Origin of the sequence: Nocardioides sp. NPDC087217, from assembly GCF_044744805.1 — a bacterium.
In the GTDB taxonomy this organism is placed as follows: domain Bacteria; phylum Actinomycetota; class Actinomycetes; order Propionibacteriales; family Nocardioidaceae; genus Nocardioides.
In genome coordinates this window covers 961,210-976,986 of record NZ_JBIUZB010000002.1, presented here as the reverse complement: position 1 = coordinate 976,986, position 15,777 = coordinate 961,210, and the positions used below count along the sequence as shown (strand labels likewise).

Annotated in this window: 16 protein-coding genes and 1 pseudogene; 11 read left to right on the top strand and 6 right to left on the bottom strand. The window is 69.1% G+C overall.

The features are described 5' to 3' along the window. Positions 1-16 precede the first annotated feature (16 nt). The 4 genes and pseudogenes from ACIO3S_RS12110 to ACIO3S_RS12095 form a co-directional block, all read left to right on the top strand. Entirely contained in the window at positions 17-1,498 is a 1,482-nt protein-coding gene (locus ACIO3S_RS12110) for a flavin-containing monooxygenase (RefSeq protein ID WP_400463486.1), read from the top strand. Then, a complete protein-coding gene (locus tag ACIO3S_RS12105) occupies positions 1,495-2,361 on the top strand; it encodes a short-chain dehydrogenase/reductase (protein ID WP_400463484.1) in 867 nt (288 codons plus the stop codon). Before ACIO3S_RS12110 ends, ACIO3S_RS12105 begins: the two co-directional genes overlap by 4 nt. After that, positions 2,358-3,353, top strand: coding sequence for an alpha/beta hydrolase (locus ACIO3S_RS12100; protein ID WP_400463481.1), 996 nt, complete (start codon positions 2,358-2,360; stop codon positions 3,351-3,353). The genes ACIO3S_RS12105 and ACIO3S_RS12100 overlap by 4 nt, the downstream gene beginning before the upstream one ends. Next, a pseudogene (locus tag ACIO3S_RS12095) lies at positions 3,310-3,573 on the top strand (GntR family transcriptional regulator); the annotation flags it as partial. The gene ACIO3S_RS12100 and the pseudogene ACIO3S_RS12095, both read left to right, overlap by 44 nt. A gap of 453 nt (positions 3,574-4,026) precedes the next feature. On the opposite strand, the gene ACIO3S_RS12090 reads toward ACIO3S_RS12095, so the two are convergent. Both ACIO3S_RS12090 and ACIO3S_RS12085 read right to left on the bottom strand, forming a co-directional pair. Next, positions 4,027-4,359, bottom strand: coding sequence for an alpha/beta fold hydrolase (locus ACIO3S_RS12090; protein ID WP_400463478.1), 333 nt, complete (start codon positions 4,357-4,359; stop codon positions 4,027-4,029). A gap of 37 nt (positions 4,360-4,396) precedes the next feature. Next, positions 4,397-5,044: a TetR/AcrR family transcriptional regulator gene (locus tag ACIO3S_RS12085; protein WP_400463475.1), complete on the bottom strand. Its 648-nt coding sequence runs from the start codon at positions 5,042-5,044 to the stop codon at positions 4,397-4,399. A 97-nt stretch (positions 5,045-5,141) separates the two neighbouring features. Here ACIO3S_RS12085 and ACIO3S_RS12080 point away from each other — a divergent pair, with 97 nt between their 5' ends. From ACIO3S_RS12080 to ACIO3S_RS12060, 5 genes are all read left to right on the top strand, one after another. Further along, positions 5,142-6,005, top strand: coding sequence for an alpha/beta fold hydrolase (locus ACIO3S_RS12080; RefSeq protein WP_400463472.1), 864 nt, complete (start codon positions 5,142-5,144; stop codon positions 6,003-6,005). Continuing rightward, a complete protein-coding gene (locus ACIO3S_RS12075; RefSeq protein WP_400463469.1) occupies positions 6,002-7,039 on the top strand; it encodes a VOC family protein in 1,038 nt (345 codons plus the stop codon). Before ACIO3S_RS12080 ends, ACIO3S_RS12075 begins: the two co-directional genes overlap by 4 nt. Further along, a complete protein-coding gene (locus ACIO3S_RS12070; protein WP_400463466.1) occupies positions 7,036-8,763 on the top strand; it encodes a bifunctional 3-(3-hydroxy-phenyl)propionate/3-hydroxycinnamic acid hydroxylase in 1,728 nt (575 codons plus the stop codon). Before ACIO3S_RS12075 ends, ACIO3S_RS12070 begins: the two co-directional genes overlap by 4 nt. Continuing rightward, positions 8,760-9,734 (top strand): amidohydrolase family protein, encoded by a 975-nt coding sequence (locus ACIO3S_RS12065; RefSeq protein WP_400463463.1) that lies wholly within the window; start codon positions 8,760-8,762, stop codon positions 9,732-9,734. The genes ACIO3S_RS12070 and ACIO3S_RS12065 overlap by 4 nt, the downstream gene beginning before the upstream one ends. Positions 9,735-10,073: 339 nt before the next feature. Further along, a complete protein-coding gene (locus ACIO3S_RS12060; RefSeq protein ID WP_400463461.1) occupies positions 10,074-10,550 on the top strand; it encodes a DUF6326 family protein in 477 nt (158 codons plus the stop codon). On the opposite strand, the gene ACIO3S_RS12055 is transcribed toward ACIO3S_RS12060, so the two are convergent. Then, complete coding sequence (locus ACIO3S_RS12055) at positions 10,538-11,311, bottom strand: SDR family NAD(P)-dependent oxidoreductase (RefSeq protein ID WP_400463458.1); 774 nt, start codon at positions 11,309-11,311, stop codon at positions 10,538-10,540. The genes ACIO3S_RS12060 and ACIO3S_RS12055 overlap by 13 nt on opposite strands. 143 nt (positions 11,312-11,454) lie before the next feature. Between ACIO3S_RS12055 and ACIO3S_RS12050 the strand changes: the two genes are divergently transcribed. Next, entirely contained in the window at positions 11,455-12,342 is an 888-nt protein-coding gene (locus tag ACIO3S_RS12050) for an AraC family transcriptional regulator N-terminal domain-containing protein (RefSeq protein WP_400463455.1), read from the top strand. Between the two features lie 41 nt (positions 12,343-12,383). Continuing rightward, a complete protein-coding gene (locus tag ACIO3S_RS12045) occupies positions 12,384-13,205 on the top strand; it encodes an arylamine N-acetyltransferase (protein WP_400463452.1) in 822 nt (273 codons plus the stop codon). On the opposite strand, the gene ACIO3S_RS12040 is transcribed toward ACIO3S_RS12045, so the two are convergent. Genes ACIO3S_RS12040 through ACIO3S_RS12030 form a run of 3 tightly spaced genes read right to left on the bottom strand, consistent with a single transcriptional unit; the run spans position 13,195 to position 15,762 of the window. Further along, positions 13,195-14,034, bottom strand: a complete 840-nt coding sequence (locus ACIO3S_RS12040) for an alpha/beta hydrolase (protein ID WP_400463449.1) — start codon at positions 14,032-14,034, stop codon at positions 13,195-13,197. The genes ACIO3S_RS12045 and ACIO3S_RS12040 overlap by 11 nt on opposite strands. Continuing rightward, positions 14,027-14,902: an alpha/beta fold hydrolase gene (locus ACIO3S_RS12035; RefSeq protein WP_400463447.1), complete on the bottom strand. Its 876-nt coding sequence runs from the start codon at positions 14,900-14,902 to the stop codon at positions 14,027-14,029. The genes ACIO3S_RS12040 and ACIO3S_RS12035 overlap by 8 nt, the downstream gene beginning before the upstream one ends. Beyond that, entirely contained in the window at positions 14,899-15,762 is an 864-nt protein-coding gene (locus ACIO3S_RS12030; RefSeq protein ID WP_400463444.1) for an alpha/beta fold hydrolase, read from the bottom strand. The genes ACIO3S_RS12035 and ACIO3S_RS12030 overlap by 4 nt, the downstream gene beginning before the upstream one ends. Positions 15,763-15,777: the final 15 nt, after the last annotated feature.

Below are 15,777 nucleotides of genomic sequence, written 5' to 3'. Positions count from 1 at the left end.
CCCCGGAGGATCTGAGATGAGCCAACACGTGAGGGTCGCCGTCATCGGCGCGGGCTTCGGTGGCCTGGGCACCGCCATTCGCCTGAAGCAGGAGGGTATCGACGACTTCGTCGTGCTCGAACGCGCCGACGCGGTCGGCGGCACCTGGCAGATCAATGACTACCCGGGCGCCCAGTGCGACGTGCCGTCGCTGATCTACTCCTACTCCTTCGCGCCCAATCCCGACTGGAGCCGGCTCTACCCGCTGCAGTCCGAGCTGAAGGACTACATGCACAGGTGTGCGGTCGAGCATGACGTGCTGCCGCACGTGCGCTTCTGCACCGAGGTGACCGACGCCTCGTGGGACGACGACGCGCAGCTTTGGCACATCGCCACCAGCACCGGTGACCTGACTGCTCAGGTCCTGGTCGGTGCGATCGGCCCGTTCAGCTCACCCGCGGTGCCCGACATCCCCGGCCTCGACACCTTCGCCGGCACCGTGTTCCACTCCCAGGGGTGGAACCACGACCACGACCTGCGCGGTGAGCGGATCGGCGTGATCGGCACCGGTGCCTCCGCGGTGCAGTTCATCCCACAGGTGCAGCCGCAGGTCGGACACCTGACCGTCTTCCAGCGCACGCCCACGTGGATCCTCCCGCACCCCGATCGGCCGGTCGGCGCGATCACCCGGGCCCTCTACCGCCGGGTGCCGGGCGCACAGCATGCGGCACGCAAGGCCTGGGAGCTCACCTTCGAGGCGCTGGTGCCGGGGTTCATCCACGAGCCGAGGCTGCAGAAGCCGCTCGAGCTGATGGGGCGTGCGTTGCTCAGGCGGCAGGTCAAGGACCCGGAGCTTCGCAGGAGGCTGACGCCGACGTACGCCGTGGGCTGCAAGCGGCCAACCTTCTCCAACGCCTACTACCCGGCGCTCGCCGCCGACAACGCCACCGTGGTCACCGACGGCATCGTCGAGATCACCGAGCGCGGGGTCGTGACCGCCGACGGCACGGAGTACGCGCTCGACACGATCATCCTCGGCACGGGTTTCCGGATGACCGACCACCCGGGCTTCGACCTGATCCACGGCCGTGGCGGCGCCAGCATCGGTGACGTATGGCGCGAGGGCGAGATGGCGGCCTACCTCGGCACGGCGGTGCACGACTTTCCGAACCTCTTCCTGATCCTCGGCCCCAACTCTGGCGTCTACACCTCGGCGGTGATCACCATCGAGGACCAGGTGCACTACATCATCGAGGCGCTCCGCGAGATGGAGAAGGCCGGTCTGGCCTCTCTCGAGGTGACCGCCGAGGCGCAGGACGAGTTCCTCGAGTGGGTCGACAAGGGGCTGAGCAGGTCGGTCTTCCTCACCGGCGGCTGCCGCAGCTACTACCTGAGCTCGACCGGCCGGAACTTCACCCACTACCCGGGCTTCTCGGCGGGCTTCCGCGCCCGCACCAGCAAGGTCGATCTCGCCCACTACGCCGTGCGACGCACCGTGAAGGAGGGGGTCCGGGCATGAGTGGCTGGTTCGGCAAGAAGTACGACGTACGCGACCGAGTCGTGCTGATCACCGGAGCCGGGCAGGGCATCGGCCTGGCCCTTGCCCGGCGGTTGCACGACCAGGGGGCCCGGCTGGTGCTGGTCGACCTGAACGATGCGAGGCTCGAGGAGGCCGTGTCCAGCCTCGGCGCCGAGCGGGTCCTCACCGTCACCGCCAATGTCACCGACCGCGCCGCTATGGCCGACGTCGTGGCTCGGACCGTCGAGCGCCACGGGCAGCTCGATGTCGTGGTGGCGAACGCCGGGGTGACCCCGCCGCCGGCCACGATCCGCACGATGGACCTGGCCGACTACGACCGGGTGGTCGCGATCAACCAGACCGGTGTGCTCAACACCGTGCAGCCTGCCCTGGACGCGGTGATCGCGGCGAAGGGGCACGTTGTCGTGGTGGCCTCCTGCGCCGCTTTCTCACCCGGCGTCGGCGGCGTCGGCTACATGTCGAGCAAGGCCGCCGCAGAGCAGATCGGCCGTGCCCTCAGGCTCGAGCTGGCGCCCCACGGGGCAAGCGCAGGAGTCGCCTACTTCGGCTTCGTCGACACACCCTTGGCCACCGCGACCCTCGATGACGATCCGATCGGACGCCGCCTCGACGAGCTGCTCGGCTGGCCGCTGAACCACCGCATCTCCGCGGAAGCCGCGGCCGAGTCGATCGCCGACGGGATCTCCGAACGGGCAGCCGCCACCGTCGCCCCCGCCCGGTGGGTTCCGTACTCCCTGCTCCGCGGCTTGCTCAACGCCGGCGCCGACCGGGTGCTCGCCCGCGACCGCCGGGTGCACGAGATGGTGCGCGACCTCGAGGCCCGTGCGGAGACATGGGGGTGATCCGCTACCTGAAGCTGCTCGGTCCGAGTGCCACGAGTCGTGTGCTGGTGCTCGGTGCCCGGCTCGCGGTGCGTCCACAGATCGACCGCCTGCTCCTCGAGGGACTGCAGCTGCGCTACCTGCGCGGGGCGATCGCGGCCGCTGGGGTCCTGGCCGGCTGGCCGAGCGCGGCCCGGGTCGAGCAGGTCCGCACCCCGTGCTTCGAGGGTGAGTGGGTGCGTGCCCGCAACGCCCAGGCCGGCGACGATGGCGTGATCATCTACTTCCACGGTGGGGGCTATGTTGCGTCCTCCCCGCGGTCGTACCGATGTGTGACCGGGCCGCTCTCGGCGCTGAGCGCTCTACCGGTCTTGGCGGTCGGGTACCGGCGCGCCCCCGAGCACGTCTACCCGGCTGCGCTCGACGATGCGGTGGCGGCGTACGAATGGCTGCTGGCGCAGAGCCACCCGCCGGAGCGGATCGTGGTGGCGGGCGACTCGGCCGGCGGCCACCTCGCGCTGGGCCTGCTCACCACGCTCGCCCAGAGCGGACGCGATCTGCCGGCAGGCGTGACGCTCTTCTCGCCGCTGCTCGACCCGGCGCTGACCGAGGCGGTACGCCGCGATGCCCGGTGCCACGACCCGGTCCTGACACCGACGTTCGCGGCGCGGTGTGCGGAGGCCTTCCATCCTGGCGGCGACTTCCACGACCCGTGCCTGTCGCCACTGACCGTGAGCATCGGGCTGCTGCGTACCTTCCCGCCGATCCAGACCCATGTCGGGGGCACGGAGTGCTTCGCGGGAGACTCGGAGCGGCTGCATGAGCGGCTCACCCGGGCCGGCGTCCCCAACAAGCTGATCGTCTCGCGAGGCCAGGTCCACTCGTACGTCACGATGTACCGCTTGGTGCCCGAAGCCCGCCGAGCGGTTCGCCGCGCCGCGACGTTCCTACGATCCTGTATCGAGGAACATGTCGTCGTCCCCTCCTCGAGCTCACAGAGGTTGGCCACATGACCCGCTGGTACCCCCTCGACCCCGCCGACGACGACTTCCTGCGGACCGCACATGCGGTCACCGCAGCACCCTGCGTGAACGCGCGCTGCAGACCCTGCGCGGGGCGATCACCTCGGGGCAGTACCGCCCAGGGGACCACCTGGGCGAGGTCGAGCTCGCCACCCGCCTCGCGATCAGCCGCGGGACCGTCCGCGAGGCGCTGCGCCACCTCCAGCAGGAGGGTCTCGTCGAGCCCGGCGTCCGCGGTCGGCTGCAGGTCTACAGCATGACCGCCGACGAGGTGCGGGGCCTCTATCAAGTACGCACCGCCCTGGAGGGCCTGGCCGTGAAGACGATCATCGCCTCGCCGCGGCGCCCGGCGGCGGTGGCGAGGCTGCGCGAGGAGCTCGAGCGGTTGCCCGACGAGAAGGCCGACTTCGCCGAGCGGCTGGAGTCCGATCTGGGGGTTCACCTGCTGCCGCAGTTGCCACGTCCCCGGGCTGGATCCGGCGCCTCGGGGTCCCGCCTCCAGCGCCCGCCGCCACGTGGGACTGGCTCATCTCAGTGGCGACGAATGCCGCATACCGCGTCCGCTACCAGATCGCCAGCGATCTTTCTCTTGCGCGTGACGCACGGTCAGAGGCCGAACGAGTCGACCGAACCCGTGCCCCTCGCCGCGAGGGGTGACTGGCCCCTACTGCGCCCATGCCGCGATCCGTTCCGCGATCGCTTCGGGGGCCTCGATCTGCAGGAAGTGACCGACGTCGGGGATGACCTCTACCGCGTGTGGGGCGGCGAACCGGTGCTGGTCGTCGACCTTCGGGGGGAGGAAGCAGCCGTCGTCGGCACCATAAAGCTGCAGCAGGGGCACAGTGATCGGGCTAGACAGGCGCCGCGTCGCCCCGATCATGCCGGGCCGCAGCATCGCGCGGTAGTACTTCAGAGGCGCGGGCATGCTCGCCCGCAGGTGCTCGTGCAGCTCCGCCTGGAGAGCTGGATCGAGCGAGAGGCCGGGCAGGTGGTGCACGCCTCGGTGGTCGTGTCGGTCTGGCCGCGTCGATGTCTCAGAGAGCGGGTGGCTCCGGGAGTGGTCGCGAGCATAGGTCCGCTGCGTCCTCCTTGGTCATGCCGAAGCCACGCAGGACGCGCGCGGTCATCAGGTCGGACACCTCGCCAGCGTCGAGGTCGGGCTCGGCGTCGAGTAGTTGGAGCAGCCCCAACAGGGCGCCTCCGGCCGCCATCAGCCCCAGCTGGGCCGACTCGATGTCGAACCGGCCGGCCTTGATGGAGGCTTCGATGTCGGTCAGGGCTCTCGGTGCCAGGCCGGTGCCGCGGGTCAGGACGCGGGTGCCTTCGTTGAGCAACACCCGCACCATCTCCGGGATCTGCCGCTGCAGACGACCGGTCATCCGAAAGCTCACGGCGAACACCTCGGCAGGGTCGTCATAGCCGGAGACGATCTCGTCACGAAACGCGACGTAGATGTCCAACACCGACTCGACGGCCGCCTCGAAGAGGGCTTCCTTGCTGTCGAAGTGGTTGTAGAAGCTCCCGAAGCCGACGCCTGCGGCGTCGGTGATCTGCTGGATGCTGACCGCGGTGCGTCCCTCTGCGAGAAACTCGCCGGCTGCGGCGATCAGGGCAGCCCGGGTGCGTTCCTTGCGGCGGTCCAGCCGCGTCGGTGGGTGTTCTGCGGCGTGATCTGCGCTCATGGCGGAATCATACCTGATGAGATCATCAGAACCTCTTGACAGATGACACCAGCGCAACTGATGATTTCATCACTACTACCCGATGGAGGTCGTTGTGATGAACGCAGTGGTGGCGAGGACGGAGCGCATGGTCGCGGTCGGGCGTCGGAACCTGTTCGTGACGGAGGCCGGCGAAGGCAATCCGGTCGTCCTGCTGCACGGCGGAGGCCCGGGGGCGACGGGGGCATCGAACTATGCGCGCAACATCGACACGCTGGCCGAGCGCTTCCGAGTGATCGTCCCGGACATGCCGGGATATGGGCAGTCGTCGAAGGACCTGGACGTCTCCGACCCGTTCGGCGATCTCGCTCTCGCTGTCCGGGGGCTTCTCGATGCCCTCGACATCGAGAAGGCCCACGTGGTCGGCAACTCCTATGGCGGAGCCGCCGCGCTCCGCCTCGCCCTCGACCGCCCTGACCGGGTGAACAGGCTCGTCCTGATGGGCCCTGGAGGCATCGGCACGACGCGCGCCCTGCCCACCAAGGGGCTCAACCACTTGTTGAACTACTACGGCGGCGATGGCCCGTCGCGTGAGAAGGTGGCCGGCTTCATCCGCGACTACCTGGTGTACGACGCCAGCGGGATCTCCGAGGAGCTGATCGACCTGCGCTACGAGGCCAGCATCCAGCCAGAGGTGGTGACCTCGCCGCCGTTGCGTCGACCGTCCGGGCCCCAGGCTCCCCGGACGCTGTGGCGCATGGACCTCACCCGCGACAAGCGGCTCGCCGCGTGCGACGTACCCACGCTGGTCGTCTGGGGCCAGGACGACAAGGTCAACCGACCATCTGGTGGCCCCCTGCTCGCGCGCACAATGGCTGACTGCGACCTCCTCCTTTTGGCGCGGACCGGGCACTGGGCCCAGTGGGAGCGCGCGGAGCTGTTCAATCGGGTCGCGGTCGCCTTCTTGGAGGGCGTGCGGTGACCGGCATCTTCGACAGGCCGTTTACCGGTTCGCTGGCCGACAGCGTCTATGGTGCCGTCCACCTCGGCTACCTCGTGGTCGAGTCCCAGCGGCTGACCACCTGGCACAGCTTCGGTGCCGACGCGATCGGGCTGCACGTCGATGAGCTCGATGGGGACACCCTCCGGTTCCGGCTCGACGAGCACCAGTGCCGGTTCCTGATCCGGCGTGGTCCGGCCGAGGACCTGATGGCGATCGGATGGCAGGTAGACGACCATGCGACCTTCGACCGGATCCTCGCCCGGCTCGCCGAGCGTGGGGTGACGGTCCGCGAAGGCACCGTGGAGGAAGGTGAACTGCGTGGCGTCGAGCGGCTGTGGCGCTTTCCCGGGCCCAAGGGCATCGTCCAGGAGATCTTCACGACTCCGGTGACGACGTCGGCTCCGCTGCGCATGATCAGCGCGGCGTATGTGACCGGCGAGGGTGGAATGGGCCATGTGGCGATCACCTCGCGCGACCCGCTGGGCATCCACCGTTACTACGACACGCTGTTCGACTCGCGTCTGTCCGACTACATCGACGAGAACGTGAATGGGCTGACACTGAAGATCCGGTTCATGCGCGTCAACGAGCGCCACCACTCGATTGCCGTCGCCAATGTCCAGGGCTTGAAGATGGACCCGATCCGTACGCGAGCGCAGCACGTCAACATTCAGGTCGCGACGCTCGAGGACATGCTCGGTGCCTACCAGCGCGTGCGTGAGCTCGGCTTCAAGATGGCGTGGTCGGTGGGCCAGCACACCAACGACAAGGAGCTCTCCTTCTACTGCGTGACACCGTCGGGCTTCGAGCTCGAGGTCGGCTGGAACCCGATCGTGTTCACGCCCGAGCTCGAGCGGGCCTGGCGGGTCACCACCCACCAAGGCATCAGCATCTGGGGGCACCAGACCGTCGACCCCGGAATCCTGGAGAAGCTCGGTCAGATCCGCGACGCCGCACTCAACGCGCGGCACCCGGAGATCTCCGTCCCCGAGCTTTCCGGAGCTGCGTCATGAGCAGGGGCAGCAGCAACGAGTACGACGTCGTCGTGGTCGGTCTGGGTCCGACCGGTCTCACCTTGGCCCACCTGCTCGGCAGGCGCGGGCTGCGTACCCTGGTTCTGGAGCGTGAGCCGGAGTTCTACGGCAATGCCCGCGCGGTCTACACCGACGACGAGGCGCTGCGTGTCTTCCAGACCGCAGGTGTCGCCGACGACATCCACGAGGACATGAACGTCGACTCCACCGTCCAGTGGGTCCGTGAGGACGGCAGTGTCCTGGTGCAGTTCCGTACTCCCGACCGTCCCCTGTGGTGGCCGGTGACGAACTTTCTCTACCAGCCCTACATGGAGACCAAGCTGGAAGCCCTGCTGGAGCGCTACCCGCACGTCGAGGTACGCCGCGGCCACGAGGTCCTCGACTTCGCCCAAGGGTCCGATGGCGTGAGCATCACCCACGCGCCCTCGACCGGCAGTGGGTACGGCAAGCGGGAGAACGCCGTAGACATCTCGGCATCGCAGACGGTACGTGCGGCGTACCTCATCGGTGCCGACGGTGGCCGCAGCGTGGTCCGCACGAAGCTCGGCATCGACATGACCGGCAAGACCTATTCGGAGCGGTGGCTGGTCGTGGACCTTGCTGCCAAAGAAGCCCCGGATGGCGGGCACAGCGACGCGTTTCGCCACCTGCCGTACTTCGACTTCATCTGCAACCCGGATATGCCCACCGTCAGCTGTCCACAGCCAGGTGGTCACCACCGGTTCGAGTTCGAGCTCAAGGACGGCGACGTCAAGGAGGAGTTCGAGTCCGATCAGACGGTGCACCGCCTGATCGGACAGTACGTGGACGTCGATGAGGTCGAGGTTCGACGCAAGCTCGTGTACACCTTCAACGCCTGCACTGCCGACCGTTGGCGAAGCGGGCGCGTCCTGCTCGCCGGCGACGCCGCCCACATGACACCGCAGTTCGTCGGGCAGGGCATGAACGCCGGCGTACGCGATGCCGACAACCTGTCCTGGAAGCTGGAAGCCATCCTCAGGCACGGTGCCGATCCCGCGATCCTCGACACCTACGAGACTGAGCGGAAGTCACACGCGACGGCGATGATCGCGCTGTCGGTGTTCAACAAGTCGCTGGTCTCGGTGAAGAACCCGGTCAAGGCACGCGCACGCGACCTCGCGCTGACGACAGCCATCCATGCACCCGGCCTCGGCAGCTGGGTGAGGCGAGCGGGCATGAAGCCCAAGCCTCGGTTCAAGAAGGAAACGTACCTCGGCCTGCCTCGCGGTCCGCGGGGCATCGAGGGAACCCTGCCACCGCAGCCGGTGGTCCGCCGCTACGACGGCCGCCCGATCCGCCTCGACGACGCACTCGGCATCGGCTGGGCTCTCCTCGGCGTTGGTGTCGACCCACGCGACGGAGACGACCTGGCGATCTGGGATCAGGTAGCGGCGAGCTATGCGACCCTCTACGGCCCCGGAACCCGTCCACAGGGCACCATCGGCGACGGCCGACGTCGCACCGGACTGATCGACATCGAGGACACCACTGGTGAGCTCACCCGATGGCTGCGCCACCACGGCATCCGCCCCGGCTCGGTGGTCGCTCTCCGCCCCGACAAGTACGTCTTCGGGGTCGCCCCTGTAGGCGATCCGACGCTGGGCAGGGCCTTGGCGTCCCAGCTAGGTGTGGCGAGGTCGATCCGACCCGCCGTCTCCGCGGACAGGGAGTGGGTCGGATGACCAGCCGCGCCAGCCGGATCGACGTCCACCATCACCTGGTCCCGCCTGCGTACGCCCGTGCCCTCCGCACGCGGGGTCTGCGGCCGGGCGGTGTCGACCTCCCTGAGTGGAGCCTGGAGAGGTCGTTGAGGGTGATGGATCGCAATGACATCGCCACCGCGATCCTCTCGATCTCCACGCCGGGCGCTTGGCTGGGGGAGGCTGATGAGGCCCGGCGGCTGGCGCGTGAGGTCAACGAGTACGCCGCTGGAGTCGTCGCTGCACGGCCTCGCCGGTTCGGGTTCTTCGCCACCTTGACCCTCCCCGACGTCGAGGGCGCGATCGCCGAGGCCGACCATGCCCTGGACCAGCTCGGGGCAGCGGGCATCGCGCTGCTCAGCAATAGTGATGGCCGCTACCTCTACGACGCCGCGTTCGAGCCCCTCCTGTCCCACCTGCATGACCGCGAGGCAGTGGTCTTCCTCCATCCCGGCGAGCTACCAGGCCAAGCGGCACCGGGCATCCCGTCGTTCACCGCCGACTTCCTGCTCGACACGGTGCGCGCGACCACGGGCCTGCTGCTGAGCGGCGCCTTGGAGAAGTACGACAGAATCCGCTGGATCCTCGCGCACGCCGGAGGGTTCCTGCCTTACATCAGCCACCGGGTCCTGCTGACCCAGCTGCGCACCGAGCCCAGGTGGCGCCAGGCCAAGGTGATGCTGGCCCGTAAGGCCGAGGTCGAGCGGCGCCTCGGCGTGCTGCGCCGGCTCTACTTCGACGTCGCGCTCTCCTCGTCCCCGACCGCCCTACCGAGCCTGCTGGCGTTCGCCGACGAAGATCACGTGCTCTACGGCAGTGACTTCCCGTTCGCGCCGGCCCCGGCCGTGCGTTTCATGCGACAGGAGTACGAGGACGTACGACTCAGCGACCACCAGCGCGCCGCGATCGACCGCACCAACGCTCATGTCCTCTTTCCGTGGATCGCGACATGACTACGGAACCGCCTGACTACTTCATCGAGGAGCGATACATGACCACGCCGCGTTTCTCGCGGCAGCTTGTTCGGAGGCGGCGGCTGCGACACACCCACCTGCAGCCAGTCGAGCCGGCCGATCGGTGGCGCGTCAGCAGGCCGCGGCTCGTGCCAGCTGGAGCGCCGGGACGTGGCCACGGCTCCAGCCCAGGGATCAGCGGGCCTCGGCGTACCCGCCGAAAGAACGAGAGCGAGATCATCCCATCGGCCAGGTGAACTCCGGCCTCCGGGCCGAGGCGCCCGCCGCCGGGCTCGGCGATCGTGGACCTACCGATCCTCACCACGACCAGGAGCCCTGATGAGAACACATCGACCCACCATCTCGACGCTCGATGACCAGCCGATGCCGGTGAGAGCCAAGCTCGCCGGAACATGGACTAGCTTCGTGTTCCTCTACGCCTACGTGGACATCCTCAACTTCTTCACGCCCGGCGTCGTCGAAGACATCCTCGACGGCAGGGTCTTCGAGTTCGACCTCTCCCAGACCTTCTCGACCGCGGCGCTGACCCTCGTGTCCATCCCGATCCTCATGATCGTGCTGTCGATGACTCTGACCGCCCGGGCGAACCGCATCACGAACCTCGTCGTCGCCTCGCTCTACGTCCCCGTCACGGTGTTCAACATCGTGGGTGCGTCCTGGCTGTACTTCTACGGCCTCGGCATCGCGCTGGAGCTGATCCTTCTCGCCCTCATCGTGCGGTACGCCTGGACCTGGCCCACCACCGCACCGTCGGCGACGACCGTGGCGAGCATGGCGACCGGTCAGAAGTTGTAGCCGCCGGAGACCTCGATCTCCTGAGCAGTCACCCACCGACCCTCCTCGGAGGCGAGCGCCGCGATCATCGCGCCGACGTCGTCGGGCTCGCCGATCCTGCCGAGCGCCGTACGCTCCGCGATCGCGGGGATCATCTCGGGATGCCTCGAGAACGTGTCGCCGCCGAGGCGGGTGCGGGTGACGCCGGGGGAGACCGCGTTGACCCGGATGCCGCGCGGGCTGAGCTCCTTGGCCAGGTAGCGGGTCAGGGTCGCCATGCCACCCTTCGAGATCGCGTACGCCGAGTAGCCAGGTGTGAGGCCGGCCCCGGTCGCGTTGCTGGTGACATTGACGACGGCCCCGCCGTCCGCGATCAGCGGCAGCAGCGTCTGGGTGAGGAAGTAGGGGCCACGCAGGTTGACCTGCATGAAGGCGTCGAACTGCTCCTCGGTCGTGTCGGAGAACATCAACGGGGCTCCGCCGACGCCGGCGTTGTTGACGAGCGCGGTGAGCCGGTCGGTCTGCCAGTGCTCGGACAGCGCCTCGCTGACCTGGTCGCGGAACGCAGGGAAGGACTCGGGCCGGACGATGTCCAGCGGGAGCGCGACGGCGACGCCGCCGCGGCCGGCGATCTCGTCGACGACCTCGCGCGCGCCGTCGGGGTTGCGGTTGTAGGTGAGGACGACGCCGGTGCCGCGACGGGCGAGCTGGACGGCGGCGCCACGTCCGATCCCGGAGCTGGCTCCGGTGACGACGGCGACGGGGTTCGAGGAGGTGGGCATCTGATCGGTCTCTCTGATCGGTCGGGAAGGACATCTCCCAGACAACCCTCAGGAGCGCGCCTCCGAAAGGCGGATCCAGCCGATCCCTTGCCTGATCCTGCTCATGATGGCACGAAACGGCACGTCCCTGCTTCACTGGAAGCATGTCGATGGAGCAACTGCGCAGCCTGATCGCACGGCACGCCAGAAGAGGCGTGACCACGGTCGCCGAGGGTGTCATGGTGTCGGCGGCGACCGCTCCCGGCGACCCGTCCGAGGTGTCGCTCTCCGGCACCGTGTTCGCCCTGATCGCCCAGGGTCGCAAGACGCTCTCCATCGGCGACCGGGTCCACGACTACGGGCCGGGACAGTTCCTGGTGACGTCGCTGGACCTGCCGGTCCGCGGGCAGTACACGGAGGCGAGCACTCGGCATCCCGCTCTCGGGTTCGGCCTGCGCCTGCGCCCCTCGATCATCGCGGAGCTCTTGCTCGATCCGGCGGCCGAGCCGGTCTGGCGCCGGTCCTCGGACACGGCGCCGGCTCTCGCCGTGAGCACCGCGGACGCCGACCTGGTCGACGCGGCGGTCAGGATGCTGAGGCTCCTGGACAGCCCGCGGGACCTGCCGGTGCTGGCCCCGCTGGTGGAGCGCGAGATCCTCTGGCGGCTGATCACGGGGGAGCAGGGAGCCACGGTCCGCCAGCTCGGCCTCGCCGACAGCCGCCTGCACGACGTCGGACGAGCGGTGAGCTGGATGCGCGACCACCACGCCGAGCCGATCTCCGTGGCGGAGCTGGCGCGGATGGCCCAGATGAGCGAGTCGGCCTTTCACCGGACCTTCCGCGCGGTGACCGGGATGAGCCCGATCCGGTTCCAGAAGCAGCTGCGCCTGCACGAGGCCAGGCTGATCCTCGCCGCGAGGGCCGGCGACGTCACCGGTGTCGCCCATGCGGTCGGCTACCAGAGCGCCTCGCAGTTCAGCCGGGAGTACCGGCGACAGTACGGAGTGCCGCCCAGCGCCCATGTCGGCAACGCGGGTGCCTCGCGCACTTAGTCCGTTGCGGGTCCGGCGAGATGCCGGTACAGATGCATCCTGTGAGCGATGACCTGTGGGGAACCGACCGGCTCGACCTGAACGCCTACCTGGAGCGGATCGGCGTGACCGAGCCGCCCGGCCCGTCGCGGGAGGCGCTGGAGGAGATCTACGACGCCCACCTGCGTACCTTCACCTTCGACAACATCGACGTGCTGCTCGACCAGCATCCCGGGGTCGACCTGCCCGACGTGCAGGGGAAGTTCGTGGGCCTGGGGAGAGGCGGCTACTGCTTCGAGCACGGCACGCTGTTCGCGGCGGTGCTGGACCGGCTGGGCTTCGCCGTCGAGCGGCGGCTGGCGCGGGTGGGCGCCGACCCGACCGCGGCCGGACGTACGCATCTGGTGGTCATCGTCGATCTCGACGGCGAGCGGCTGCTGGCCGATCCGGGGTTCGGGTTGAGCGTCTGGCGGCCGATCCCGATGGTCGACGGCGCGGTCGACGAGGTCCGGGGCATCAGCCACCGGGTGCGGTGGGGCGAGCACGGCTGGGCGCTGGAGCGGGCCAAGGACGACGGCTGGGAGCTCATGCACACCCATGACGAGGCGTTGGTCGTGCCCAGCGACGTCGCGCTCGGCCACCACTACACCAGCACCCACCCGACGGTGCACTTCCGTCACCGGATGATCGCCACCAAGCTCCTCGAGGACCGACACCTCAGCCTCACCCACAACACCGTCACCATCCGCCGCCAGGGCGAGGAGACCGAGCACCGCGAGATCGGGCTCGACGAGGTGATGGCCTACCTCGAGGAGCTCGCGGTCCCGCTCAGCGACGACGAGCGGGACCGCCTGCGCGAGAGGCTGGCCGGCCTCAGCTCGTGACGGCGCCCGTCACCGGCGACGCGTTCCGGAGCGCCCAGTCCAGGGCGTGGTCGGCCACCTCCTCCCACCCTGGAGCCGCGCAGATCCAGTGATCGCGGCCCGGGAACTCGCGGTAGTCGGTGAGCGCGGGCGACTTGGCGTAGTGCTTGGCGTTCGACCTGTTCACCGACGGTGGCATGATGTGGTCCTTCTCCCCGGCGATGAACAGCAGCGGTGCCCGGTCGGCGCCGTAGTCGACCCAGGTGTCCTGGTGGCCCGGCTTGAAGTTGGCGAAGAGCCCGTACTCCCACACCCAGTTGCCAGGAGCCGCGATCGCGTAGCGCTCCCAGGCCGCGAGCGACTCCTCCTCGGTGAGCGTGTTGGTGAAGGCGTAGTGGAACTCGTCGGGTGTGAACGCGACCGCCTTGTGCCGGTTGGCGGGGTTCTTCAGGGCCGGGAACAGCGAGCGGGCCTGCGAGATGGGGTTGACCCGTACGCCCTCGGTGGGTGCCGAGTCCACGACGACCCCGGCGGCGCCGAGGCCCCGGGCGAGCAGCAGCTGCGTCAGGGTTCCACCGAAGGAGTGACCCATGATGATCGGCGGCGCGGAGAGCGACTCGATGACCTTCGCGAGGTGGTCGACGGTCTCGGTCACGGTCAGGTTCGCGATGATGTCGGGGTTCTCGCGCAGGGCCTCGACCTCGATCTCGAAGCCGGGGTAGGCGGGGGCGAGCACGGTGAGGCCCTTGGCCTCGTAGTGCGCCACCCACCCCTCCCAGCTGCGCGGAGTCATCCACAGTCCGTGGACGAGGACGACGGTGTCGGGCTCGGTGTTCGGGTGGTCAGGCATGGTGTGCTCCTTGTCTGTCGAGCGATGTCGGTGATGAGTCGAGGAACCGGAGCAGGTCGGCGCTGAGCTGCTCCTTGTGGGTGTCGGTGATGCCGTGCGGGGCGCCGGGGTAGACGACCAGCTCGGCGCCGTCGACCAGCTCGGCCGACCGGGCGCCACCCACGGCGAGCGGGACGACCTGGTCGTCGTCGCCGTGGATGACCAGGGTCGGTACGTCGAGCCCCGTCAGGTCGGCGCGGAAGTCGGTCGCCGAGAACGCCGCGATGCACTCGTAGGCACTCCGCGCGCTCGCCTGAAGCCCCTGGAGCCAGAACGAGTCGCGTACGCCGTGGGAGACGGTCGCGCCCGCACGGTTGTTGCCGAAGAACGGGCCGTCGGCGAGGTCGCGGTAGAGCTGGGAGCGGTCGGCCCGCGAGCCGGCGCGCAGCGCGTCGAAGCCAGCCACCGGCAGGCCCTCGGGATTGTCGGGCGTACGGAGCATGAAGGGCGGCACGGCCGAGACCAGGACGAGCTGGCGTACCCGGGCGGATCCGTGCCGGGCCAGGTAGCGGACCACCTCGCCGCCTCCGGTGGAGAAGCCGACCAGGGTCACCTCGCGCAGATCGAGGGTCGAGATGAGGCAGTCCAGGTCGTCGGCGTAGGTGTCCATCTCGTTGCCCTCCCACGTCTGGGTCGAGCGGCCGTGGCCGCGCCGGTCGTGGGCGATCGCCCGGTAGCCGTGCTCGGCCAGGAACAGCTGCTGCGACTCCCAGCTGTCGGCGTTGAGCGGCCAGCCGTGCGACAGCACGACGGGCCTGCCGCTGCCCCAGTCGCGGTAGTGGATCTCGGTGCCGTCGTCGGTGATGATCGCGTTCATCACGGTGCTCATGGCCGGCCGGACCGGCTGGTGGCGTAGGCGGCCTGGAGGATCATCTCGGTCGTGGCCCGAGGGTGGCTCATCATCGCGACGTGCGAGCTGTCCACCGTGCGGGTCCGAGCCCCGGCGCGCTCGGCCATCGCCGCCTGGGCGAGCGGCGGGATGAGGTGGTCGTCGCCGGCGATGAGGTACCAGGACGGCACCGTCCGCCAGGCGGGCTCGGCCGACGGCGTGACCAGCGCTCCGAAGGTCGCGGGCCGCTGCCCGGCGGCCATCGCCACGGTCTGCGCGCGCGGAAGGTCATGGGCGAAGATCGAGCGGAACGCCGCGGGGTCGACGTAGACGTCCCCGTCGCCCTCGGGGGCGCCCGGGTAGGGACGTACGACGATGTGCTCGAGCAGGTCGGAGTGCCCGCCGCCGAGCTCGTTGGCCGCGGCGACGTTCTCGCCCTCGTCCAGGGCGTACGCCGCGACGTAGACGAGCGCTTTGACGTCCGGGTCGCCGGTGGCGGCGTTGGTGATCACGGCGCCGCCGTAGGAGTGGCCGACCAGGACGATCGGTCCCGAGATGGTGGAGAGGAATGTCTCCAGGTAGGCGGTGTCGGAGGTCAGCCCGCGCAGCGGGTTGGGCGGCGCCACCACGGGGTATCCCTTCGCGGCCAGGCTGGCCGCGACGTCGTTCCAGCCCGACGCGTCGGCGAAGGCGCCGTGGACGAGGACGACGGTCGGCTTGGCCGCCGAGGTTCCCGCCGGGAGAGCCGTGCCGGCCACCGAGGGCTGGGTCGCGCCGGTCAGGAGAGCAGTCAGCAGGACGAGGATCGGTGCCAGCACCGCTGCACGGGCCGGCCTGGGTGAGAAGTGAGGTCGTGACATCGAATGCTCCTTGGG

Coding starts and splice junctions, on each gene's coding strand:
- ACIO3S_RS12110 (WP_400463486.1), top strand. CDS start 17: ATGAGCCAACACGTGAGGGTCGCCGTCATCGGCGCGGGCTTCGGTGGC.
- ACIO3S_RS12105 (WP_400463484.1), top strand. CDS start 1,495: ATGAGTGGCTGGTTCGGCAAGAAGTACGACGTACGCGACCGAGTCGTG.
- ACIO3S_RS12085 (WP_400463475.1), bottom strand. CDS start 5,044: ATGAGCGCAGATCACGCCGCAGAACACCCACCGACGCGGCTGGACCGC.
- ACIO3S_RS12080 (WP_400463472.1), top strand. CDS start 5,142: ATGAACGCAGTGGTGGCGAGGACGGAGCGCATGGTCGCGGTCGGGCGT.
- ACIO3S_RS12070 (WP_400463466.1), top strand. CDS start 7,036: ATGAGCAGGGGCAGCAGCAACGAGTACGACGTCGTCGTGGTCGGTCTG.
- ACIO3S_RS12065 (WP_400463463.1), top strand. CDS start 8,760: ATGACCAGCCGCGCCAGCCGGATCGACGTCCACCATCACCTGGTCCCG.
- ACIO3S_RS12060 (WP_400463461.1), top strand. CDS start 10,074: ATGAGAACACATCGACCCACCATCTCGACGCTCGATGACCAGCCGATG.
- ACIO3S_RS12055 (WP_400463458.1), bottom strand. CDS start 11,311: ATGCCCACCTCCTCGAACCCCGTCGCCGTCGTCACCGGAGCCAGCTCC.
- ACIO3S_RS12050 (WP_400463455.1), top strand. CDS start 11,455: ATGTCGATGGAGCAACTGCGCAGCCTGATCGCACGGCACGCCAGAAGA.
- ACIO3S_RS12040 (WP_400463449.1), bottom strand. CDS start 14,034: ATGCCTGACCACCCGAACACCGAGCCCGACACCGTCGTCCTCGTCCAC.
- ACIO3S_RS12035 (WP_400463447.1), bottom strand. CDS start 14,902: ATGAGCACCGTGATGAACGCGATCATCACCGACGACGGCACCGAGATC.
- ACIO3S_RS12030 (WP_400463444.1), bottom strand. CDS start 15,762: ATGTCACGACCTCACTTCTCACCCAGGCCGGCCCGTGCAGCGGTGCTG.